Origin of the sequence: Actinomadura sp. 21ATH, assembly GCF_041951345.1 — a bacterium.
Classification (GTDB): Bacteria; Actinomycetota; Actinomycetes; order Streptosporangiales; family Streptosporangiaceae; genus Spirillospora.
Genome location: NZ_JBGNUR010000005.1, coordinates 307,698 through 329,140, shown reverse-complemented (window position 1 = coordinate 329,140; position 21,443 = coordinate 307,698). Strand labels below are relative to the sequence as shown.

The window sequence follows — 21,443 nt, the reverse complement described above, 5'->3', positions numbered from 1 at the left end:
CGGTGTTGCGGGTCGCGCTGTCGAGGGGTGCCATGAAGCTGCTGCTGCTGATGACGGTCGCACTGGGGTGCCTGGCCCTGGCCTTCGTCTGGAAGGAGCCGTGGATCGGCGGCGTCGGCCTGCTCGTGGCGTTCGTCGCGATGTTCACCGACCGCGACGACGTGCGGCTGGACGACGAGCGCGGCACCTACGAGACCCACAAGTCCGTCCGCAACATGCGCTCCAGGAATCGCTAGCGCGGCTCCCTGCGCTCCCCGGCGACGCGCTGGTCGTACGGGTCCGGCTCCTTCGGCTCGAACGGCCCCCGCTCCTCCCGGGCGTGCCGCGCGTAGCGGCCCTGGGCCGGGATCGGCTGCGTCGTGCCGCTTGAGCCGTCCGTACCGTCCGTACCGTCCGTGCCGTCCGCGGGGGCGCGCCCGCCGTACGGCTCGTGCGCGCCGTGCGGCGCGGCCTCGCGCATCCCGGCCTCGCGCACCCCCACCACGGCCATCCGGCCCAGCGCGAGCGCGGCGAGGAACACCACGACCACCCCGAGCCCGGTGAAGCCGGCCAGCTGCTCGGCCAGCCGCCGCCCCTCGCCGGTGCCCAGCGGCGCGCCGGCGCCCTGGACGTCCCAGAGCGCGGCGACCGGGCCGCCGACCGCGAACCAGGCGCCGCCCAGCGCGGCCAGCCAGGCGCCCACCATCGCGACCGCGCGGTTGGCGACGGCCAGCACGATCAGGCCGCCGAGCACGGTGGCCGCCGCCGGGGCGATGCTCAGCTGGAGCCGGTCGGTGGTGTAGACCCACGGCTCGTCGGGGGTGAAACCGAAGTCCACGTACGGGCCGGCGAAGGGAAGCAGCCCGCCCCACAGGCCGAGCAGCACGAGCAGCGTCCCGCTGAGGGCGCCGCGGCTGCGCGGTACCCGCATTGTCCCAGTCATGACCCTTTCCTCCTGACCGGGTGATGTATTGGATTTGGCGGCCCTTTACCCGCCTCGTACCGCCTCAAGCGCCCCGCGTGCGAACGTGCCCGTATCCGCGCGCCTTGCTGTTGCGATGGTTTCGGCCGAGCCTCCTTGCAAGTGCAAGGCTTTATTCGCTCTGGAGCTTGCGGATGCGGCACGCTAGGGTGGCCCGGTGACGACCTTCAGGATCAGCGAGGCGGCCGCGCTGCTCGGGGTGAGCCCGGACACCGTCCGCCGCTGGGTGGACGGCGGGCGGCTGCCGGCCGCCCGCGACGCGCACGGGCACCGGATCGTCCCGGCCGCCGAGCTGGCCGCGTTCGTCCGCGCCGAGGCGGGGCAGGCGGAGCTGCGCGCGTCCTCGGCGCGCAACCGGATGCGCGGCATCGTCACCGAGGTCGTCAGGGACGGCGTGATGGCCCAGGTCGAGATGCAGGCGGGGCCGTTCCGGGTGGTCTCGCTGATGAGCCGCGAGGCCGCCGACGAGCTGGGGCTGGCGCCCGGGGTGGTCGCCGAGGCCGTCGTGAAGTCCACCAACGTCGTCGTGGAGGTGGCCGGATGAGGAGCGTCCCCCTGGGTGCCGCGGCTCTCGCGGCGCTGCCGCTGGCCCTGGCGGGGTGCGGTGACACCGGTACGGCCCGGGAGGGCGCGGGCGGCGGGACCCTGACGGTGTTCGCCGCCGCGTCGCTGACCGAGGCGTTCACCGCGCTGGGCAAGGCGTTCGAGAGCGACCACCCGGGCGTGAAGGTCCGCTTCAACTTCGGCGGCAGCTCCGCGCTCGCCCGCCAGATCACCGAGGGCGCCCCGGCGGACGTGTTCGCCGCCGCCGACACCGCCACGATGGGCCGCGTCGTCGGCGGTGCCGTCAAGGCGGGCGGGACGCGGGTCTTCGCGCGGAACCGGCTCGTCATCGCGGTGCCCAGGGACGGCGGCACCGGGGTGCGCGGCCTGCGCGACCTGGCCCGGCCCGGCCTCAAGGTCGTGGTCTGCGCCGAGCAGGTCCCGTGCGGCGCGGCGGCCGGGAAGGCGCTCGGGGCCGCCGGGGTACGGCTGCGTCCCGCGTCCCAGGAGCAGGACGTCAAGGCGGTGCTCACCAAGGTCAGGCTGGGGGAGGCCGACGCGGGCCTGGTCTACCGGACCGACGCGAGGTCGGCGGCCGGCGAGGTCCGGGGCGTGGAGTTCCCCGAGTCGGCCAGGGCCGTCAACGACTACCCGATCGCCGCGCTGGACAGGGCGCCGCGGCCGGAGCTCGCCGCGGACTTCGTCCGGCTCGTACGGTCCGAGCAGGGCCGCGGCGCCCTCGCGCAGGCGGGGTTCGAGACCCCGTGAGGCCGTGCGCCGCCCGCTGAGGGAGGGCCCGCCCGGGCGCCCGCCGTGGATCCTGCTGGTCCCGGCGCTGGCCGGGCTGGCCTTCCTGGTGCTGCCCCTCGCCGGGCTGCTGTTCCGCGCGCCGTGGTCGACGCTGGGGACGCGGCTGGCCGAGCCGCACGTCCTGGAGGCGCTGCGGCTGTCGCTGGTCAGCGCCACCCTGGCCACCGCGCTGTGCCTGCTGTTCGGCGTCCCGCTGGCCTGGCTGCTGGCGCGGGTGCCGTTCCGGGGCGCCCGGCTGGTGCGGGCGCTGGTGACCGTGCCGCTGGTGCTGCCGCCGGTGGTCGGCGGCGTGGCGCTGCTGATGGTGCTGGGACGCCGCGGGCTCGCCGGGCAGTGGCTGGACGCCGCGTTCGGGATCACGCTGCCGTTCACGACCGCCGGGGTGGTGCTGGCCGAGACGTTCGTCGCGATGCCGTTCCTGGTGATCAGCGTGGAGGGGGCGCTGCGCGCCGCCGACCTGCGGTACGAGGAGGCGGCCGCGACGCTCGGCGCCGACCGCTGGACCACGTTCCGCCGGGTCACGCTGCCGCTGGTCGCGCCGGGCGTGGCGGCCGGAGCGATCCTGTGCTGGGCGCGGGCGCTGGGGGAGTTCGGCGCGACGATCACGTTCGCGGGCAACTTCCCGGGCCGGACGCAGACGATGCCGCTGGCGGTCTACCTGGCGCTGGAGTCCGACCCGCAGGCCGCCATCGTGCTGAGCCTGGTGCTGCTGGCGGTCTCGGTGCTGGTCCTGGTCGCGCTGCGGGACCGCTGGGTCGGCGCGGGAGGCTCGGCGTGAGCGGCGAGCCGGCGCGGCGGGGCGGACCCGACGAGAGGCTGGACGAGGGGCTGGACGCGCGGCTCGTCGTCCGGCGCGGGACGTTCGACCTGGACATGGAGCTGGCCGCCGCGCCCGGCGAGGTCGTCGCGCTGCTCGGCCCCAACGGCGCCGGCAAGAGCACCGCGCTGCGCGCCCTCGCGGGCCTGACGCCGATGGCGGGCGGGGCCGGGCGCGTCCGGGTGGACGGCGCGGCGATCCACGCGCTGCCGCCCGAGAAGCGGGGGATCGGCATGGTCTTCCAGGACTACCTGCTCTTCCCGCACCTGAGCGCCCTGGAGAACGTCGCGTTCGGGCTCCGCGCCCAGGGGACCGGCCGCCGCGAGGCGCGCCGGCAGGCCGCCGGATGGCTGGAGCGGGTCGGCCTCGCCGAGCACGCGGCCGCCCGCCCCCGCGCGCTCTCGGGCGGGCAGGCGCAGCGGGTCGCGCTGGCGCGGGCGCTGGCCGTGCGGCCGCGCCTGCTGCTCCTGGACGAGCCGCTGTCGGCCCTGGACGCCCACACCCGGCTGGAGATCCGGGCGGCGCTGCGGCGGCACCTGGCCGGATTCGGCGGGGCGGCCGTCGTGGTCACGCACGATCCCCTGGACGCCATGGTGCTCGCCGACCGGCTGGTGGTGCTGGAGGGCGGCCGGGTCGTGCAGGAGGGGGAGCCCGCCGAGGTGGCCCGCCGGCCCCGTACCGGATACGTCGCGCGGCTGGTCGGCCTGAATCTTTACCGTGGCCATGCCTCGGACGGCACCGTCACCCTCCGTGACGGCGGTGGCCGCCTGGATACCGTGGATCGCCTTGAGGGTGAGGTTTTCCTGGCCTTCGCGCCATCGGCGGTGGCGCTCTACCGCTCCCGGCCGGACGGCAGTCCCCGCAACCTGTGGCGGGCCCGGGTGGCGGCCGTGGAGCGCCAGGGCGACCGCGTCCGGGTCCGTCTCGACGGCCCGCCGCTCGCCGCGGCGGCGGACGTGACGCCCGGCGCGGTCGCCGAACTCGAATTGACCGAAGGAAGCCGGGTATGGGCCACGGTCAAGGCAACCGAAACGCACGTTTACCCCGCGTGAACTTCGTCATACCCCGGTCATGGGCAGGTCACCGCTTCAAGACCCGGACCGGTGATGTCAGTCACATAAGGCGGGCGCAAGGCCCGAAAACCGTCCCGATTGGTCCAGACCAAATGGCAAAGACGTCGCCTTTTGTTCATGATGCAGAGATCCTGCGAAGAGCTGAAGGAGTTGCCCGTGTCCAACCAGGTCACTGCGTCGTCGGCCCCCGGTCGCGACCAGGCCCCCACCAGTCACGCCGCGCTGCTTGACTGGGTGCGCGGGATCGCCGAGCTGACCCAGCCCGATCGGATCGAATGGTGCGACGGGTCCGAGGCCGAATGGGAGCGCCTCACCGGCCTCCTCGTGGAGCAGGGCACGCTCAAACGCCTCAACCCCGAGAAACGGCCCAACAGCTTCTACGCCGCGTCCGACCCGAGTGACGTCGCGCGAGTAGAGGACCGGACCTACATCTGCTCCGAAAAGGAAGCGGACGCCGGCCCCACCAACAACTGGATCGCGCCCGCCGAGATGCGCGAGACGTTCGGCGAGCTGTTCAAGGGCTGCATGAAGGGCCGCACCATGTACGTGGTGCCGTTCTGCATGGGCCCGCTGGGCGGCAAGATCTCCCAGCTCGGCGTCGAGATCACCGACTCCGCCTACGTGGCGGTCTCGATGAGGATCATGACGCGGATGGGCGCCGAGGCGCTGCGCCTCATCGAGGAGCGCGGCCAGTTCGTCAAGGCCGTCCACTCGGTCGGCGCGCCGCTGGAGCCGGGCCAGGCCGACGTGCCCTGGCCGTGCAGCTCCACCAAGTACATCTCGCACTTCCCCGAGACCCGCGAGATCTGGTCGTACGGGTCCGGCTACGGCGGCAACGCGCTGCTGGGCAAGAAGTGCTACGCGCTGCGCATCGCCTCGACCATGGCGCGGGACGAGGGCTGGATGGCCGAGCACATGCTCATCCTCAAGCTCACCCCGCCGCAGGGCGAGACCCGCTACGTCGCCGCCGCGTTCCCGTCGGCGTGCGGCAAGACCAACCTCGCCATGCTGGAGCCGACCATCCCGGGCTGGAAGGTCGAGACGATCGGCGACGACATCGCGTGGATGCGGTTCGGCGAGGACGGCCGGCTGTACGCGATCAACCCCGAGGCCGGGTTCTTCGGCGTCGCGCCGGGCACCGGGGACTCCACCAACGCCAACGCGGTCAGGACGCTGTGGGGCAACAGCATCTTCACCAACGTCGCGCTCACCGACGACGGTGACGTGTGGTGGGAGGGCCTCACGGACGAGCCGCCCGCGCACCTCACCGACTGGAAGGGCAACGACTGGACGCCGGAGTCCGGCGTCCCCGCCGCCCACCCGAACGCGCGCTTCACCACCCCCGCCGGCCAGTGCCCGATCATCGCCGACGAGTGGGAGGACCCCAAGGGCGTCCCGATCTCGGCGATCCTGTTCGGCGGCCGCCGGGCCACCGCGGTGCCGCTGGTCACCGAGTCGTTCGACTGGCAGCAGGGCGTGTTCCTGGGCGCCAACGTGGCGTCCGAGAAGACCGCCGCCGCCGAGGGCAAGGTCGGCGAGCTGCGCCGCGACCCGTTCGCGATGCTGCCGTTCTGCGGCTACAACATGGGCGACTACTTCGGCCACTGGCTGAAGATCGGCAAGTCCACCGACGCCGAGAAGCTGCCCCGCATCTACTACGTGAACTGGTTCCGCAAGGACGCCGACGGCCGGTTCATCTGGCCCGGCTTCGGTGAGAACAGCCGCGTGCTCAAGTGGATCGTGGAGCGCCTCAACGGGCAGGCCGACGCCGTCAAGACGCCGATCGGGCACCTGCCGACCAAGGAGGCGCTCGACACCGACGGGCTGGAGCTCGCCGACGCCGACCTGGAGATGCTGCTCTCGGTCGACACCGAGGTCTGGAAGGAGGAGGCCGCGCTGGTGCCCGGCCACTTCGAGACCTTCGGCGACCACCTGCCCAAGGAGCTGTGGGACGAGTACAACGCCCTGGTGAACCGCCTGGGTCACTGAGTCCTTCGCAGGGGGAGCGGGCCGTGCCGGGGGCGACCGGCACGGCCCGCTCCGCGTCTTACCGTACGTAGGTCACGTTACGGCCCGCACGGCGGAACCCCACGGACGCGTACGTGGCGCGCGCCGACGGGTACGCGTCGTCGCCGCGCGCCGCGACCCGGGCCGTCTCCATCCCCAGGTCGCGGGCCGTGCGCAGGGCCGCCAGGATCGCGGCGCTCGCCAGGCCGCGCCGCCGGTGGCCGGGATCGGTCCCGACCGGTTCGAGGACGGCCTCCCGGTTGTGCTCGTCCGCCCAGACCAGGCAGAACGCGGCGGGCGTGCCGCCGGGCGCCTCGACCAGCCAGTCCAGCTCGTTCCGGTACGGCCAGATCCCCATCAGCCGCTCGTACGCGGCGCCGGTGACCTTCGACGGCGCGCCCGGCCGCGAGAACGCCGCCCGGTGCGCCGCCGCCCGGATCCCGGCGTCCCGCGCGTCCCGTACGTGGCGGAGCGTGTAGCCGGCGGGCACCCGCGGCTCGGGCAGCGCGGCCAGGGCGCGGCGCAGGTGGACGAAGAACGGGCCCGGGGCGGTGTCCTCGCGGTATCCGTGCCGCCGCAGCGTCTCGATGAGGCCGGTCTCGGCGTCCAGCACCACCACGGTGCGGCTGTCGCCTTCGGCCACCTCGTCGAACCAGCGCAGGACGTCCTCCACCAGGCCGGGGTGCGCCGGGTCGTGGTGCAGCTTGAGCTCGGCGGGCCGCTCCAGCCACGCCCAGGCGGCGACCTCGCCGTCCCGCTCCCAGAGGGCGGTCGGCAGGGACGCGTCGCGGCCGGGGTGCTGGTGCCGGTCCCAGACCAGCTCGCCGATGTGCCAGCGGGAGCCGCGCGGGCCGAGGCGCTGGGTGAGGGCCTGCATCGCGCGCAGGTCGGAGGGGCCTGAGTAGGAGCGCATGGCGCGGACGGTATTCGATCACCCTCGCGACCTCAACCATAATTGAGGATGGGCTAGGCTGCCCGGCATGACGCGCTTGGAGTTCAGGGTGCACGAGCTGACGGTCGGTCAGCTCGCCGAACGCAGCGGGGTGGCGGTCTCCGCGCTGCACTTCTACGAGTCCAAGGGGCTGATCAGCAGCCGCCGCACCGCCGGCAACCAGCGCCGCTTCACCCGCGACACGCTGCGCCGGGTCTCCTTCATCAAGATCTCGCAGCGGGTCGGGATCCCGCTGGCCGAGATCAAGAAGGCGCTCGCCACGCTGCCGGAGGAGCGCACCCCCACGGTGGACGACTGGGCGCGGCTCTCCGAGACCTGGCGGGCCGACCTGGACACCCGCATCGCCCAGCTGGAGCGGCTGCGCGACGACCTCACCGACTGCATCGGCTGCGGCTGCCTGTCGATCAACAAGTGCGCGCTGGCCAACCCCTACGACGAGCTGGGCGACCAGGGCCCCGGCCCCCGCCGCCTCATGGTCGAGTGCGCCCGCCCGGACGACGGCGACCCGTGCGCCGGGAGCGGGAAGGCGGGCGGGGGCGGGACGGTCGCCGCGGACGCCGGCCCCTGCGTGCCCGCGGACCGCTGACGGCCCGGCGGCCCGGCGGTGTCAGGCCGCCGGGCCGCGCGCCGGGTCGTCCTGCCCGTCCCGCGTGTGCGGGTCCGACCGGCGCGGGATCGGCTCGCGGCCGTGCGGCTGCGCCACCCGCGGCGGCGCCGGCGGCTGCTTGATCGGCCGCTCCGCCGGCTCGCCGGGCGCCAGCGTGAACTCCTCCCCGTGGTGCCGCAGCCGCAGCCCCGGGCCCTCGCGCAGCTCGTACACCGCGCTCTCCGGCCGGACGGTCACCCGCAGCCGGTTGCCCCGGTAGCGCATCCGGAACGCCAGCCGGCTGATCCCCTCGGGCAGCCGCGGCGCGAATGCCAGGCACCCGTCGGCGGCCCGCATCCCGCCGAACCCGGCGACCAGCCCGCTCCACGCCCCGGCCATCGAGGCGATGTGCAGCCCGTCGCGGGTGTTGCGGTTCAGGTCGTGCAGGTCCATCAGCGCGGTCTCGCCGAGGTAGTCGTGCGCCAGGTCCAGCTGCCCCACCTCGGCCGCCAGCACGGCCTGCGACTGCGCCGACAGCGAGGAGTCCCGTACGGTCAGCGCCTCGTAGTACTCGAAGTTGCGGCGCTTCTGCTCAGGCGTGAACGCCTCCCCGCACAGGTGCATCGCCAGCACCAGGTCCGCCTGCTTGACGACCTGCTTCCGGTAGAGGTCGAAGTACGGGAAGTTCAGCAGCAGCGGGTAGTGGTCGGAACTCGTCCCGGGGAAGTCCCACTTCGCGTAGTTGGTGAAGCCCTCGCTCTGCGGATGCACGCCCAGCCGGTCGTCGTACGGGACGAGCATCGCCGCCGCCGCGTTCCGCCACGACGCCGCCTCCTCGGTGGTCACCCCGAGCCGTTCGGCCAGGTCGGGGTGGCGCATCGCCATCCGCGCCGCCTCCTGCATGTTCCGGCGCGCCATCAGGTTGGTGTACACGTTGTTGTCGACGACGGCGGTGTACTCGTCCGGGCCGGTCACGCCGTCGATCCGGAACACGCCCTCCACGTCGTGGTGGCCGAGGCCGCGCCACAGCCGGGCCGTCTCCACCAGCAGCCGCAGCCCGATCTCGCGCTCGAACCGGTCGTCCTGCGTGGCGTCCACGTACCGGACCACCGCGTCCGCGATGTCGGCGTTGATGTGGAACGCGGCCGTCCCGGCGGGCCAGTAGCCCGAGCACTCCTGGCCGCGGATCGTCCGCCAGGGGAACGCCGAGCCGCTCAGGCCGAGCTGCCGGGCGCGCTCGCAGGCCATCGGCAGCGTCATGTGCCGCCAGGCCAGCACGTCCGCCGCGGCCGCCGGATGGGTGTACGTCAGCACCGGCAGCACGAACGTCTCGGTGTCCCAGAACGTGTGCCCGTCGTACCCGGGGCCGGTGAGCCCCTTGGCGGGGATCATCCGCCGCTCCGCCCGGGCGCCCGCCTGGAGCACGTGGAACAGCCCGAACCGGACCGCCTGCTGGATCTCGGCGTCCCCGTCCACCTCCACGTCGGCGCCGCGCCAGAAGTCGTGCAGGTACTCGCTCTGCTGCTCCAGCAGCCCGTCCCAGCCGGTGTGCCGCGCCGCCGCCAGCGCCCCCACGACCTGGTCGTGCAGGGCGGGGCGGGACCGCCGGGAGGACCAGCCGTACGCGATGTACTTGACGATCCGCAACCTCTGCCCCGGCTCCAGCTCCGTCGCCACCGTCACCCGGCCGACGTCCGGCGAGCTCTCGGCGTCGACCGCCATGCGCTCCGGCCCGTCGATCTCGTGGCTCATCGCGGCGGCCATCCGGAGCCCGCTCCCCTTGGTGGCGTGCACGAGGACGACCTTGGTCCCGTTGTGCACGTGCTCCTCGCCGACCAGCGGGCTCTCCAGCACGGCCGCCACGCGCGGGTCGTCGCCGAGGTCGGGCAGCGTCTCGTTCGCCACCAGCTCCGACTGGATCACGATCCGGACGGCCTCGTTCACCGGCTCGACCTCGTAGCGGATCGCCGCCACCGCCCGCTGGGCGAGCGACACGATCCGGGTCGAGGTGATCTTGACCCGGTCGTCGGCCGGCGAGCTCCACTCCACCTCGCGGGTCAGCGTCCCCGCCCGCATGTCGAGCACCCGCTCGTGCCGGTGCAGGCGCCCGTACCGGACGTCGAACGGCTCGTCGTCCACCAGCAGCCGGATCAACTTGCCGTTGGTGACGTTGATGACCGTCTGGCCCTCCTCCGGGTAGCCGTACCCGGCCTCGGCGTACGGCAGCGGCCGGTTCTCGAAGAACGAGTTGAGGTACGTGCCGGGCAGCCCGTGCGGCTCGCCCTCGTCGAGATTGCCGCGCAGCCCGAGGTGCCCGTTGGACAGGGCGAACACCGACTCGCTCTGCGGCAGCCGGTCCAGCCGCAGCTCCGGCTCCCGCACGCACCACGGGTCCACCGCGTACACGGGGCGCTCGGCGGCGGTCCGCGACTCCGGCTCGGTCATCGGGCCTCCCTCTCCAGCAGCTCCGCGAGATCGTCCACGACCACGTCCGCGCCGCGCTCGGCCAGCGCGGCGGCGTGCCGCCGGTCCACCCGGTTGACGCCCACCACGTACGCGAAGCCGCCGGCACGGCCGGCCTCCACGCCGGCCAGCGCGTCCTCGAAGACCGCGGCGCGTTCGGGGGCCGTCCCGACCGCCTCGGCGCCCGCGACGAACATGTCCGGGGCGGGCTTGCCGGGCAGGTCCCGCTCGGCGGCGATCACCCCGTCGATCCGCGCGTCGAACAGGTCGGTGATCCCCACCGCCCGCAGCACCTGGACGGTGTTGGCGCTGGACGACACCACGGCCGTCCTGAGCCCGGCCGCCCGCGCCCGGCGCACGTAGTCGATCGAGCCGTCGAACGTCTCCACGCCCTGCTCGTCGATCAGCTTCAGCACGAGCGCGTTCTTGCGGCTCCCCAGCCCGTGGATCGTCTCGCTCTCCGGCGGGTCGCCGGGCGTCCCCTCCGGCAGGACGATCCCGCGCGACTCCAGGAAGGACCGCGTCCCGTCCTCGCGCCGCTTGCCGTCCACGTAGGTCGCGTAGTCGGTGACCGGGTCGAACGGCACGAAACCGGCGCCGTCCCGTTCCCGCAGGTAGCCGTCGAACATCTCCTTCCACGCCGCCGCGTGCACCGCGGCGGTGCGGGTCAGCACCCCGTCGAGGTCGAAAAGGCATGCCTCGGTCTCATCCGGCAATCCCAGCATCGCTCCCCTTTTTTCGCGATACACGTGAGCTATCCACGATCCGTGCACTTCCCTGACGGAACAAGGGCATGCACGGGCCGAACGGAGCAGTGTTGCCCCTCGTACAACCGGGGTAGGGCCCCGATCAGGGAGGAATCCACATGGAAAAGGCGCGCATCGGTGTGACCGGGCTGGCGGTCATGGGCCGCAACCTCGCCCGCAACCTGGCCCGGCACGGCCATCCGGTCGCGGTGCACAACCGCACCCCGGCCCGGACCAAGGCCCTGGTGGAGGAGTTCGGCGGTGAGGGCACGTTCGTGCCGGCCGAACGGCCCGAGGACTTCGTCGCCGCCCTGGAACGGCCCCGCCGGCTGGTGATCATGGTGAAGGCCGGCGAACCGACCGACGCGGTGATCGAGGAGTTCGCGCCCCTCCTGGAGCCCGGCGACATGATCGTCGACGGCGGCAACGCCCACTACCTCGACACCCGCCGCCGCGAGGCCGCCCTCCGCGAGCGCGGCCTGCACTTCGTGGGCACCGGCGTCTCCGGCGGCGAGGAGGGCGCCCTGAACGGGCCCAGCATCATGCCCGGCGGCTCGCCCGAGTCGTACGAGGCGCTCGGCCCCCTCCTGGAGGACATCTCCGCGCACGTCGACGGGACGCCGTGCTGCGCCCACGTCGGCCCCGACGGCGCCGGCCACTTCGTGAAGATGGTCCACAACGGCATCGAGTACGCCGACATGCAGCTGATCGCCGAGTCGTACGACCTGCTGCGGCACGCCGCCGGGCTGTCCCCGGCCGAGATCGCCGAGGTCTTCCGGACCTGGAACACCGGCCGGCTGGAGTCGTACCTGATCGAGATCACCGCGGAGGTCCTGGCGCACACCGACGCCGCCACCGGGAAGCCGTTCGTGGACGTCGTCCTCGACCAGGCCGAGCAGAAGGGCACCGGCCGCTGGACCGTCCAGTCGGCCCTCGACCTCGGCGTCCCGGTGGGCGGCATCGCCGAGGCCGTCTTCGCCCGCTCGGTCTCCGGCCACGCCGGCCTGCGCGAGGCGTCCCGCGGCCTGCCGGGCCCGTCCCGGTCGGGCGCGCCCGACGCCGCCGGCCTTCCGGCGGCGATCGAGCAGGCCCTCTACGCCTCCAAGATCGTCGCGTACGCGCAGGGCTTCCACCAGATCCAGGCCGGCAGCGCCGAGTACGGCTGGAACATCGACGCGGGCGCCATGGCCACCATCTGGCGCGGCGGCTGCATCATCCGGGCCCGCTTCCTCGACCGGATCCGCGCCGCCTACGAGCGCGACCCGGAGACGCCCACGCTGCTGACCGACGACGACTTCGCCGAGGCCCTCGGCGCCGCCCAGGATTCCTGGCGCAACGTCGTCGCCACCTCCGCGCGCCTCGGCATCCCGGCGCCCGGCTTCTCCACGGCCCTGGCCTACTACGACTCGCTGCGCGCCGACCGCCTGCCCGCCGCGCTCACGCAGGGCCAGCGCGACTTCTTCGGCGCCCACACCTACCGGCGGACCGACCGCGACGGGTCGTTCCACACCTTGTGGGGAGGAGACCGGACGGAGACCCCGGCCTGAGCCGTACTTGCCGAGATGATCAGCAGTCCGGCTCCGCGGGGGCGCGCATGAGCCAGGTCCTCAAGATCGCCTACCTCACCGCGCACGTGGCCGCCTCCGCGTTCACGCTCGCCCTGATCTTCATGGGCTTCGAGATGGTCCACATGCGCGACGGCAGCGACAACAACCCGGGCGCCACCATCGCCGGCTTCCTGACCCTGCTCATCAGCGCCCTGACGGCCATCCCCCTGATCGCCGCCGTGGCCACGAAATGGGTCAACCGCTGGTGGCTGGCGGCCCACTGGGTCCTGGGCGCCGCCGCCGTGCTCCTCACCGTCTACGCGATCCTCTTCGAGGAGCCCGGCTCCGCCGACCGCGGCTGAGGCCGGGCCGTCGGCCACCATGATCAGCGGAGCCAGCGGGGCCAACGGGGTCAGCGGAGGGTCCAGAGGAGGGGGCGGAGCTCTCCGGCGGGGGAGGTGGCGCGGCCGACGGCCTGGCCGCGGTCGTTGATCGCCAGGGACGGTACGGGCAGTGTGCGATCGGGGGCAGGATGGAGGGGTGAACCTTCTCGATCTGCTTCCCTCCGGTACCGACGCCGATCCCGACTCGCTGTACGAGGCGTTCGAGCGATGGGTGTCCGGGCGCGGGATCACGCTGTACCCGGCCCAGGAGGAGGCGCTGATCGAGGCGGTCTCCGGCGCGAACGTGATCCTCGCGACGCCGACCGGGTCGGGCAAGAGCCTGGTCGCGGCCGGGGCGCTGTTCGCGGGGCTGGGGCGCGACGAGGTCGGGTTCTACACGGCGCCGATCAAGGCGCTGGTGTCGGAGAAGTTCTTCGACCTGTGCGAGATGTTCGGCCGCGAGAACGTCGGGATGATGACCGGCGACGCCAGCGTCAACGCGGACGCCCCGATCATCTGCTGCACCGCCGAGGTACTGGCCAACATCGCGCTGCGGGACGGCGCCCAGGCCGACATCGGCCTGGTCGTCATGGACGAGTTCCACTTCTACGCCGAGCCCGAGCGCGGCTGGGCCTGGCAGATCCCGCTGCTGGAGCTGCCGCAGGCGCGGTTCCTGCTGATGTCGGCGACGCTGGGCGACGTCACGTTCTTCCAGAAGGACCTGACGCGGCGGACCGGGCGGCCCACGGCGCTGGTGACCTCGGCGGAGCGGCCCGTACCGCTGATCTACGACTACCGCCTCACGCCGCTGCACGAGACCATCGAGGAGCTGCTGGGCGAGCGGAAGGCCCCGATCTACCTGGTGCACTTCACCCAGGCGGCGGCGATCGAGCGGGCGCAGGCGCTGATGAGCATCAACGTCTGCACCAAGGAGGAGAAGGCCCGGATCGCCGAGCTGATCGGCGGCTTCCGGTTCACCACGAAGTTCGGCCGCAACCTGTCGCGGTTCGTCCGGCACGGGATCGGCGTCCACCACGCCGGGATGCTGCCCAAGTACCGGCGGCTCGTCGAGCGGCTCGCGCAGGCCGGCCTCCTCAAGGTCATCTGCGGGACGGACACGCTGGGCGTCGGGGTGAACGTCCCGATCCGCACCGTGGTGTTCACGGCGCTCAGCAAGTACGACGGGCACCGCGTGCGGCGGCTGCGGGCGCGGGAGTTCCACCAGATCGCCGGGCGCGCCGGCCGGGCCGGGTTCGACACCGTCGGGTACGTGGTGGCGCAGGCCCCCGAGCACGTCGTGGAGAACGAGAAGGCCCTCGCCAAGGCGGGCGACGACCCCAAGAAGCGGCGCAAGGTGCAGCGCAAGAAGCCGCCGGAGGGCTTCGTCGGCTGGGACGAGGACACCTTCCGCAAGCTCCAGGAGGCCGAGCCGGAGATGCTGAGGTCCCGGTTCCAGGTCAGCCACGCGATGCTGCTGTCGGTGATCGCCCGGCCCGGGAACGCGTTCCAGGCGATGAAGCGGCTGCTCACCGACAGCCACGAGGACCGCGCGGCGCAGCGCCGGCACATCTCCCGGGCGATCGCGATCTACCGGTCGCTGCTGGCCGGGGGAGTGGTCGAGGTCCTGGACGAGCCGGACGAGCAGGGCCGGTACGCGCGGATCACCGTCGATCTCCAGGAGGACTTCGCGCTCAACCAGCCGCTGTCGACGTTCGCCCTGGCCGCGTTCGAGGTGCTGGACCCGGCCTCGCCGAGCTACGCGCTGGACGTCCTGTCGGTGATCGAGGCGACCCTGGACGACCCGCGCCAGATCGTCGCCGCGCAGCTCAACAAGGCGCGCGGCGAGGCCGTCCAGGAGATGAAGGCCGAGGGCATCGAGTACGAGGAGCGGATGGAGTTGCTCCAGGACGTCGACTACCCCAAGCCCCTCGAAGAGGAGCTGGAGGCCGCGTACGAGATCTACCGCGCCGGCCATCCGTGGGTCGGCGACCACCCGCTGCGGCCCAAGTCCGTCGTGCGGGACATGTACGAGCGGGCGATGACGTTCACCGAGTACATCGCGTACTACGAGCTGGCGCGCGGCGAGGGCCTGGTGCTGCGCTACCTGTCGGGCGCGTACAAGGCGCTCCAGCAGACCGTCCCCGAGTCGATCAAGACCGACGACCTGATCGACCTGATCGAGTGGCTGGGCGAGCTGGTCCGCCAGGTCGACTCCAGCCTGCTGGACGAGTGGGAGCAGCTCGCCAACCCGGCCGACGGGCCGGACGCGGAGAACGCGGTCATCGAGGAGCGGGTCACCAAGGTCACCGCGAACGCCCGCGCGTTCCGCGTCCTGGTCCGCAACGCGCTGTTCCGCCGCGTGGAGCTGGCCGCGCTGGAGCGGTACGGCGACCTCGGCGAGCTGGACCCCGAGTTCGGCGCCGACGGCTGGCGGGAGGCGATGGAGGGGTACTGGGAGGAGCACGACGAGCTCCGGACCGGCCCGGACGCGCGCGGCCCGAAGCTGCTGCAGATCGAGGAGGTCCCCGAGGACGCGCTGTGGCGCGTCCGGCAGGTCTTCGACGACCCGGAGGGGCACCGCGACTGGGGCATCACCGCCGAGGTCGACCTGGCGGGCTCCGACGAGGCGGGCGAGGCCGTCATCAAGGTCGTGTCGGTCGACCGCCTCTGACCACCGAGGAGGACACATGGTGCAGATCGCCGTGGCGCAGCTCGCGCCCGGGCAGGACAAGGAGCGCAACCTCGCCGACGCGGCCCGCCTGGTGGCCGACGCCGCCGGGCGCGGCGCGCGGCTGGTGGTCCTCCCCGAGTACGCGATGTTCACCGCGCCCAAGATGGACGAGCGCTTCGCCGAGACGGCCGAGCCCTTGGACGGCCCCTTCGTCAGCGGCCTCCTGCGGCTGGCGCGCGAGCACGGCGTCCACGTGGTGGCCGGCGTCAACGAGACCGTGGACGTGCCGGGCCGCGCGTCCAACACCCTCGTCGCGGCGGCCCCGTCCGGCGAGATCGCGGCGACGTACCGGAAGCTGCACCTGTTCGACGCGTTCGGGTACACCGAGTCGGACTTCGTCCATCCCGGCGACACCGCGGCGGCGCCCGAGACGTTCGAGGTCGGCGGTGTCGTGTTCGGCCTCCAGACCTGCTACGACGTGCGCTTCCCCGAGGTCACCCGGCGGCTGGTCGACGCCGGGGCCGACGTCCTCGCGCTGCCCGCCGCCTGGGTGCCCGGCCCCCTCAAGGAGGACCACTGGCGCACCCTCGTCCGCGCCCGCGCCATCGAGAACACGATCTACGTCGCCGCCGCCGGCCAGTGCGCCCCCACCGGCGCCGGAAACAGCATGATCGTCGACCCGATGGGCGTGACCGTGGCGTCCCTGGGCGAGGGCACCGGCATCGCGGCCGGCGAGATCTCCGCCGCCCGCGTCGCCGAGGTCCGCAAGAAGAACCCGGCCCTGACCCTCCGCCGCTTCGGCGTGTCCCCGCTCTAGACGGTCAGACCGGGTACCGGGTGGCCTCGTCCAGCGGGGTGATGCCCGGTTCGGCCACGGCCTGGGGCGTGGGCGGAACCTCGTGCCCGGCCACCAGGTCCTCCAGGGGTGTGCGCGGCGGCAGGGCCCGCCACTTGGCCTCCGCCGCGCGCTCCGGGTGCTGATCGTCGCTCATGCGTCCATCATGCACGGACATGTCCGGAGTCGACAGGCTCAGACCATGTACTGGTCGTGGCGGCGCCAGAACTCGGTCCACTCCTCGTCCGAGAGCTCACGGCCGGACGCGGCGATCTCGGCCATCCCCTCGAAGTACGCCTCGCGCGGGGCGCCGGGCGCGAACATCAGCAGCATCGACGCCGGCTCGCCCGACTCGTTGCGGAACGCGTGGATCCCGCCCTCGGGAACGTGGAGGAAGTCGCCGGGCCTGGCGTCCACCCACCCGTTGCCGTCGTACAGCCGTACCGTCCCCGAGAGGACGAAGAACGACTCGGTGATCGTCCGGTGGAAGTGCGGCGCCGGCCCGGACGGCCGCGGCCCCATGTCCCACCGGTAGAGCCCGAACTTCCCGTCCGTCGACGCACCGGTCCTGAGGTAGTGCACCTCGGTGGTCGACGTCGTCAGGTCGGGAGCGGCGTCGGCCCGCCGCAGCACCCCGCTGGTCTCACCCTCATCGCCGAAATAACGAGCCTCCGGATATGACATGCGTTCCACCCTAGAACGGCGTCGCGCGGCCTGGAACCGGACGTCTCAGAACCTGCGTCTCAGAACTAAGTTTTGAGAATTCGGTAGACGGTGGCGCGGGAGACGGCGAAGCGGGCGGCGAGCTCGGCCGGGGAGTGGCCGGCGGCGTGCAGGGCGCGGGCCTGCTCGGCCTGGGCCTCGGTCAGCGCCGGCGGGCGGCCGCCGCCGGTGCGGGCGGCGGGGCGGGACGGTTCGGGCGAGGCGTCCAGGAGCGTCCACGCGCCGTCCAGGATCAGGCGCCTGAGTTTGGGCGCCGGCACGTCGTGGAAGGCGACGATGGGGTCGCCCAGGCCCGCCACCACCTGGGCCGCGCGCACGCGCCGCTCCAGGCGCCGGTCGGGCCCGCAGACCAGGTCGTTCGCCAGGAGCAGGACGGCCTTGAAGCGTTCCGCGACCGGGGCCTGGACGAGCAGCGTCATGTCCCGGACGAGCATGACGAGGGTCTGGCGGTGGCGGAGGCTGACGTCCACGTAGCCCTCGATGGCGCGGCGCCGCACCGTCTCGGGGTCGTCGTGCCGCTCGGCCTCGGCGAGGACGGCCTCCAGCTCGTCCAGCAGGGGAAGGGTGAGGTCGCGCAGGAGCTCGTCCTTGGACCCGAAGTGGTAGTAGAGGGCGGCCTTGGTGATGCCGACCTCGTCGGCGATGGCCTGCATCGAGGTCGCGCGGTAGCCGCGCTGGGCGAACAGGGTGCTCGCCGCGTCCAGGATCCGCCGTGGCGTCTCGGTCACTCGCACTCCCCTTACCGCTGGTCTAAAACGATGCTAATCTCCTGACCATCGGTAAGGGGACGGGGAGGTCCGGCATGGCGGAACGCATCACCTTCGACGGGCGCGCGGGGCGGCTCTTCCTCCCGGAGGGCCGTACGGGGAGCGTTCCGTGCGTGGTGCTGTGCCACGGGTTCAGCGGCACGATGGACCGGCTGTTCCCGCAGGCGGAGGGGTTCGCGGCCGCCGGGTTCGCGGCCCTGGTGTTCGACTACCGCAACTTCGGGGAGAGCGAGGGCGAGCCGCGGCAGCTGGCCGACATCGACGGCCAGCTGGAGGACCTGCGGGCGGCGGTCGCGTACGCGCGCGGGCGCGCGGAGATCGACCCGGACGGCATCCTGCTCTGGGGCAACTCGCTCGGCGGCGCCCACGCCATCAACGCCGGAGCGGACGATCCGCGCGTCGCCGCGGTGGTCGCGCAGATCCCGTTCAACGGGTTCCCGCGCAAGGTCGAGGGCCGGACGGCGTGGCAGACGCTCCGCCTCCAGGGCGCCATCCTCCGGGACGCCCTGCGCGGGCGGCTCGGCCTGAGCCCGTCCTACATTCCGATGGTGGGCGCGCCCGGCACGCTCGCCGTGGTCGCGACCCGCGAGGCCGAGCAGCACATCAGGACGCTGTCCGGGGACGGCGGCCTGTGGCGCAACAGCGTCGCGCCGCGCGCGTTCCTGCGGATGGCGCGCTACCGCCCGGCCCCCGAGCGGCTCCGCGTCCCGCTGCTGGTCTGCATCGCCGCCGACGACCGCGAGACGCCGGAGGAGACGACGCGCGTGCTCGCCGAACGCGCCCCGGACGGCGAGCTGAAGCGCTACCCCGGGACGCATTTCGGCTTCTACGACGACCCCGCGACGAGGGAACGGGTCATGGCCGACCAGATCGCGTTCTTCACCGCCCGCCTGAGAGAAAGGCGCTGAGCGCGGGCGCGAGCCTCTTCGGGGCCATCGCGACCGCGCCGTGGTTGAGGCCGGGCAGCGTACGGTGCTCGGCGTCCGGCAGCACCTCCGCCAGCGCCCGCGCGGCGGCGTGGAAGCCGGCGGGGCTCTTCCCGCCGGTCAGCACCAGGGCCGGGCAGGCCGCCGACGACCATTCCGCGGGGTCCAGCGGGCGGCCCCGCTGCGTGTCGCCCATGACGGCGATGTCGTACGGCAGCGTCCGCGCCATGCCCTTCATCGCCGCCCAGGGGCCGGGGATCAGCCGCATCGCGTTCACCATCAACGCGGGCATGCCCTGCGCCTCGGTCATGAACGCCTTGACGGCCCGGCCGTGCTCGCCGCGTTCGAGGAGCGCCCCGATGCGGTCGCCGAAGCCCTCCGGCGGCCCGAACCCGGACGCGTCCACGGCGAACGGCGGCTCGTACAGCGCGAGCCGTTCGACGTCCAGTCCGGCCGCCGCGGCGCGCAGCGCGAGCACCGCGCCGGAGGAGCTCCCGAAAAGCGCCGCCGGGCCGCCCGCGTGCCCGATCAGCGCGGCGATGTCCTCGATCTCGCGCTCCACGGCGTACCCGGCCGCGTCCCCGCTCGCGCCCCGGCCCCGCCGGTCGTAGTTGATCACCGTGCGGCCGGCCGCCGCGAGCAGGCGCGCGAGCCGCCGGGCGTCGGACCGGTCGGCGAGCGCCGAGGCCACCAGGATGACCGCCGGCCCGCTGCCGAGCCGCTCGAACGCGATCTCCGTCCCGTCCGCGGAGGTCACCGTCGTGTCCGTCATGTGGCCGGTCTCAGGCATGGTCGTACTCCGTTCCTTGATGCTGACGGTCGTACGACGGCCCCGGCACGAAAAAGGAATCGGTCCCGCCCGTGCGGGGTGAGCGCTTGCCTCGCCTATCGTTTCTCGATAGATTTCGATCGTGCCTCGATCGTAGGAGAGACGATGGGAAAGCTGACGGTCCTCGCGCTGCGCGCCGTGCTCGTGATGCTGCTCGCCGGTTCGGTGTTCGTCCAGGCGGTGATGGTGCCGCTGCTGGGCCGCGACCTGGAAGGGATCGGCGAGGACCTCGCGTACCCGCCCGCCGCGTTCCTCATTCTCGTGATCCTGGGCGTCGGAACGGCCCAGATCGTCCTGGTCTGCGTGTGGCGGCTGGTGACGATGGTGCGGCGCGGGACCGTGTTCTCCCACGCCGCGTTCCGGTACGTGCACATCGTCATCGGCGCGATCGTGGCGGCGGCCGTCCTGCTGTTCCTGCTCGGTGTCTTCCTGGCACCCGGCGAGGCCGTCGCGCCCGGTATCGTCCTCTTGATCGGCGGAGGTGTCGTGGCGGTACTGGGGGTCGCGCTCGTCGTGCTCGTCCTGCGGATGCTGCTCGCCCAGGCGGCGCGGATGCGGGCCGAGCTGGACGAGGTGATCTGATGCCGATCGTCGTCGACATCGACGTCATGCTCGCCAGGCGGAAGATGTCCGTGGGGGAGCTCGCGGACCGCGTCGGCATCACCCCCGCCAACCTGGCCGTACTGAAGAACGGCCGCGCCAAGGCCGTCCGCTTCGCGACCCTCGCGGCGCTCTGCGAGGCGCTCGACTGCCAGCCCGGGGACCTGCTGCGCTGGGAGAACGGCACCGCCCCCGACGCCTGACACGGGCTCCCCGCCGTGCCCCGGGTACGGCCGGGCGCGACGGGAAGAGGCTCCCGCATGGACCAGTGGACTCTGCGCAACGCCTACGACAGCACCCTGGGCGAGGTCCGATGGGACCGCCTCGGAGATCCCGGCGCGCACCCCGTCGTGCTGCTGCACGGGACGCCGTTCTCCTCGTTCATCTGGCGCGACATCGCCCCCGCCCTGGCCGCGACCCGTTCGGTGTACGTCTTCGACCTGCCCGGCTACGGCACCTCGGCCAAGCACGAGGGCCAGGACCTCTCCCTGGACGCGCTCGCCGGCGTCTTCACCGAGCTGGTCGACCATTGGAAGCTGGCCTCTCCGGACGTTGTCGCGCACGACTCCGGCGGCGCCGTGGCGCTCGGCGCCCACGTGGACCGCGGCGTCCCGTACCGGCGCCTGGCCCTGGTCGACGCCGTGTCCCTCGCCCCCTGGGGCAGCGAGTTCTTCGCCGTGGTGGGGGAGCACCCCGACGTCTTCCGGCGCCTGCCGGAACGCCTCCACCGGCTCATGCTCCGCGAATACGTGGCCACGGCCAGCTCGCCCGGCCTGCGCCCGGTCGTGCTGGACGCCCTGACGGCCCCGTGGCTCGGCCCGGACGGCCAGGCGGCGTTCTACCGCCAGCTCGCCCAGCGCCGCGCCGACCGGTCGTACACCGACCGCATCCAGCCCGGCTACGCCGCCATCGCCGTGCCCGTACTGGTGTGCTGGGGCGCCGACGACACCTGGGTCCCGCCCGATCGCGGCCGCGAGCTGGCGGCCCTCATCCCCGGCGCCGCCTTCGAAGTCTTCGCCAACGCCGGCCACCTGCTCCCCGAAGACCGCCCCGCCGAACTCACGGCGGCCCTGCACACCTTCCTGCACCCCTCCGGCTGACGCGCCCCTCGATCACCCGCGCCCCGCCGTGTCGACTCGTGGCGTGTCGCCCCTCTTGCACGCCCGCCGGACGGCGACACGCCACGAGTCAACACGCTGCGCGT

General features: G+C 73.0%; 23 protein-coding genes. 15 read left to right on the top strand and 8 right to left on the bottom strand.

The genetic code is table 11. The features are described 5' to 3' along the window. Window positions 1-32: 32 nt before the first annotated feature. Window positions 33-236 carry a hypothetical protein gene (locus tag ACA361_RS18765; RefSeq protein WP_375013316.1) on the top strand — a complete coding sequence of 68 codons (204 nt, stop codon included), beginning with the start codon at window positions 33-35 and terminating at the stop codon, window positions 234-236. Here ACA361_RS18765 and ACA361_RS18760 read toward each other — a convergent pair. Continuing rightward, entirely contained in the window at window positions 233-922 is a 690-nt protein-coding gene (locus tag ACA361_RS18760) for a hypothetical protein (RefSeq protein WP_375013314.1), read from the bottom strand. The genes ACA361_RS18765 and ACA361_RS18760 overlap by 4 nt on opposite strands. Before the next feature lie 196 nt (window positions 923-1,118). On the opposite strand from ACA361_RS18760, the gene ACA361_RS18755 reads away from it, so the two are divergent. From ACA361_RS18755 to ACA361_RS18735, 5 genes are all read left to right on the top strand, one after another. After that, window positions 1,119-1,505, top strand: a complete 387-nt coding sequence (locus ACA361_RS18755) for a molybdopterin-binding protein (protein WP_375013312.1) — start codon at window positions 1,119-1,121, stop codon at window positions 1,503-1,505. Next, window positions 1,502-2,272 carry a molybdate ABC transporter substrate-binding protein gene (gene modA, locus ACA361_RS18750; protein WP_375013310.1) on the top strand — a complete coding sequence of 257 codons (771 nt, stop codon included), beginning with the start codon at window positions 1,502-1,504 and terminating at the stop codon, window positions 2,270-2,272. Before ACA361_RS18755 ends, modA begins: the two co-directional genes overlap by 4 nt. A 4-nt stretch (window positions 2,273-2,276) precedes the next feature. Next, window positions 2,277-3,092, top strand: a complete 816-nt coding sequence (locus ACA361_RS18745; RefSeq protein WP_375013308.1) for an ABC transporter permease — start codon at window positions 2,277-2,279, stop codon at window positions 3,090-3,092. Between the two features lie 95 nt (window positions 3,093-3,187). Then, a complete protein-coding gene (locus ACA361_RS18740) occupies window positions 3,188-4,183 on the top strand; it encodes an ABC transporter ATP-binding protein (RefSeq protein ID WP_375013568.1) in 996 nt (331 codons plus the stop codon). A gap of 171 nt (window positions 4,184-4,354) precedes the next feature. Then, window positions 4,355-6,193: a phosphoenolpyruvate carboxykinase (GTP) gene (locus ACA361_RS18735; protein ID WP_375013566.1), complete on the top strand. Its 1,839-nt coding sequence runs from the start codon at window positions 4,355-4,357 to the stop codon at window positions 6,191-6,193. 58 nt (window positions 6,194-6,251) lie between these two features. Here ACA361_RS18735 and ACA361_RS18730 read toward each other — a convergent pair whose 3' ends face one another. Continuing rightward, entirely contained in the window at window positions 6,252-7,124 is an 873-nt protein-coding gene (locus ACA361_RS18730) for a GNAT family N-acetyltransferase (protein ID WP_375013307.1), read from the bottom strand. 67 nt (window positions 7,125-7,191) lie between these two features. Between ACA361_RS18730 and soxR the strand changes: the two genes are divergently transcribed. Further along, a complete protein-coding gene (gene soxR, locus ACA361_RS18725; RefSeq protein WP_375013305.1) occupies window positions 7,192-7,749 on the top strand; it encodes a redox-sensitive transcriptional activator SoxR in 558 nt (185 codons plus the stop codon). 21 nt (window positions 7,750-7,770) lie between these two features. Here soxR and ACA361_RS18720 read toward each other — a convergent pair whose 3' ends face one another. Together ACA361_RS18720 and ACA361_RS18715 are read right to left on the bottom strand one after the other, a co-directional pair. Beyond that, complete coding sequence (locus ACA361_RS18720; RefSeq protein WP_375013303.1) at window positions 7,771-10,194, bottom strand: glycoside hydrolase family 65 protein; 2,424 nt, start codon at window positions 10,192-10,194, stop codon at window positions 7,771-7,773. Beyond that, window positions 10,191-10,937: a beta-phosphoglucomutase family hydrolase gene (locus ACA361_RS18715; RefSeq protein WP_375013301.1), complete on the bottom strand. Its 747-nt coding sequence runs from the start codon at window positions 10,935-10,937 to the stop codon at window positions 10,191-10,193. Before ACA361_RS18715 ends, ACA361_RS18720 begins: the two co-directional genes overlap by 4 nt. Window positions 10,938-11,077: 140 nt before the next feature. On the opposite strand from ACA361_RS18715, the gene gndA reads away from it, so the two are divergent. From gndA to ACA361_RS18695, 4 genes are all read left to right on the top strand, one after another. Beyond that, window positions 11,078-12,505, top strand: a complete 1,428-nt coding sequence (gene gndA, locus ACA361_RS18710; protein WP_375013299.1) for an NADP-dependent phosphogluconate dehydrogenase — start codon at window positions 11,078-11,080, stop codon at window positions 12,503-12,505. 47 nt (window positions 12,506-12,552) lie between these two features. Then, the gene (locus ACA361_RS18705) at window positions 12,553-12,867 is read left to right on the top strand and encodes a hypothetical protein (RefSeq protein ID WP_375013297.1); all 315 of its coding nucleotides are present in this window, start codon (window positions 12,553-12,555) and stop codon (window positions 12,865-12,867) included. 178 nt (window positions 12,868-13,045) lie between these two features. After that, window positions 13,046-15,559: a DEAD/DEAH box helicase gene (locus ACA361_RS18700; RefSeq protein WP_375013296.1), complete on the top strand. Its 2,514-nt coding sequence runs from the start codon at window positions 13,046-13,048 to the stop codon at window positions 15,557-15,559. 16 nt (window positions 15,560-15,575) lie between these two features. Beyond that, a complete protein-coding gene (locus ACA361_RS18695) occupies window positions 15,576-16,376 on the top strand; it encodes a carbon-nitrogen hydrolase family protein (protein WP_375013294.1) in 801 nt (266 codons plus the stop codon). Window positions 16,377-16,380: 4 nt separating this feature from the next. Here the strand turns inward: ACA361_RS18695 and ACA361_RS18690 are convergent, their stop codons facing one another. The 3 genes from ACA361_RS18690 to ACA361_RS18680 all read right to left on the bottom strand — a co-directional run bounded on the left by ACA361_RS18690 (window position 16,381) and on the right by ACA361_RS18680 (window position 17,845). Then, window positions 16,381-16,551: a hypothetical protein gene (locus tag ACA361_RS18690; protein WP_375013292.1), complete on the bottom strand. Its 171-nt coding sequence runs from the start codon at window positions 16,549-16,551 to the stop codon at window positions 16,381-16,383. Window positions 16,552-16,589: 38 nt separating this feature from the next. Continuing rightward, window positions 16,590-17,078 carry a cupin domain-containing protein gene (locus tag ACA361_RS18685; RefSeq protein WP_375013291.1) on the bottom strand — a complete coding sequence of 163 codons (489 nt, stop codon included), beginning with the start codon at window positions 17,076-17,078 and terminating at the stop codon, window positions 16,590-16,592. Window positions 17,079-17,143: 65 nt separating this feature from the next. Continuing rightward, complete coding sequence (locus ACA361_RS18680; RefSeq protein ID WP_375013289.1) at window positions 17,144-17,845, bottom strand: TetR family transcriptional regulator; 702 nt, start codon at window positions 17,843-17,845, stop codon at window positions 17,144-17,146. 74 nt (window positions 17,846-17,919) lie between these two features. Here ACA361_RS18680 and ACA361_RS18675 point away from each other — a divergent pair, with 74 nt between their 5' ends. Beyond that, the gene (locus ACA361_RS18675) at window positions 17,920-18,792 is read left to right on the top strand and encodes an alpha/beta hydrolase (RefSeq protein WP_375013288.1); all 873 of its coding nucleotides are present in this window, start codon (window positions 17,920-17,922) and stop codon (window positions 18,790-18,792) included. Here ACA361_RS18675 and ACA361_RS18670 read toward each other — a convergent pair. After that, a complete protein-coding gene (locus tag ACA361_RS18670) occupies window positions 18,764-19,600 on the bottom strand; it encodes an alpha/beta fold hydrolase (protein ID WP_375013287.1) in 837 nt (278 codons plus the stop codon). The genes ACA361_RS18675 and ACA361_RS18670 overlap by 29 nt on opposite strands. A gap of 144 nt (window positions 19,601-19,744) precedes the next feature. On the opposite strand from ACA361_RS18670, the gene ACA361_RS18665 reads away from it, so the two are divergent. Genes ACA361_RS18665 through ACA361_RS18655 form a run of 3 tightly spaced genes read left to right on the top strand, consistent with a single transcriptional unit; the run spans window position 19,745 to window position 21,339 of the window. After that, window positions 19,745-20,221 (top strand): DUF2975 domain-containing protein, encoded by a 477-nt coding sequence (locus ACA361_RS18665; protein WP_375013286.1) that lies wholly within the window; start codon window positions 19,745-19,747, stop codon window positions 20,219-20,221. Further along, window positions 20,221-20,442 carry a helix-turn-helix domain-containing protein gene (locus tag ACA361_RS18660; RefSeq protein WP_375013285.1) on the top strand — a complete coding sequence of 74 codons (222 nt, stop codon included), beginning with the start codon at window positions 20,221-20,223 and terminating at the stop codon, window positions 20,440-20,442. Before ACA361_RS18665 ends, ACA361_RS18660 begins: the two co-directional genes overlap by 1 nt. A 57-nt stretch (window positions 20,443-20,499) precedes the next feature. Further along, window positions 20,500-21,339: an alpha/beta fold hydrolase gene (locus ACA361_RS18655; protein WP_375013283.1), complete on the top strand. Its 840-nt coding sequence runs from the start codon at window positions 20,500-20,502 to the stop codon at window positions 21,337-21,339. The last annotated feature ends 104 nt before the right edge of the window (window positions 21,340-21,443 follow it).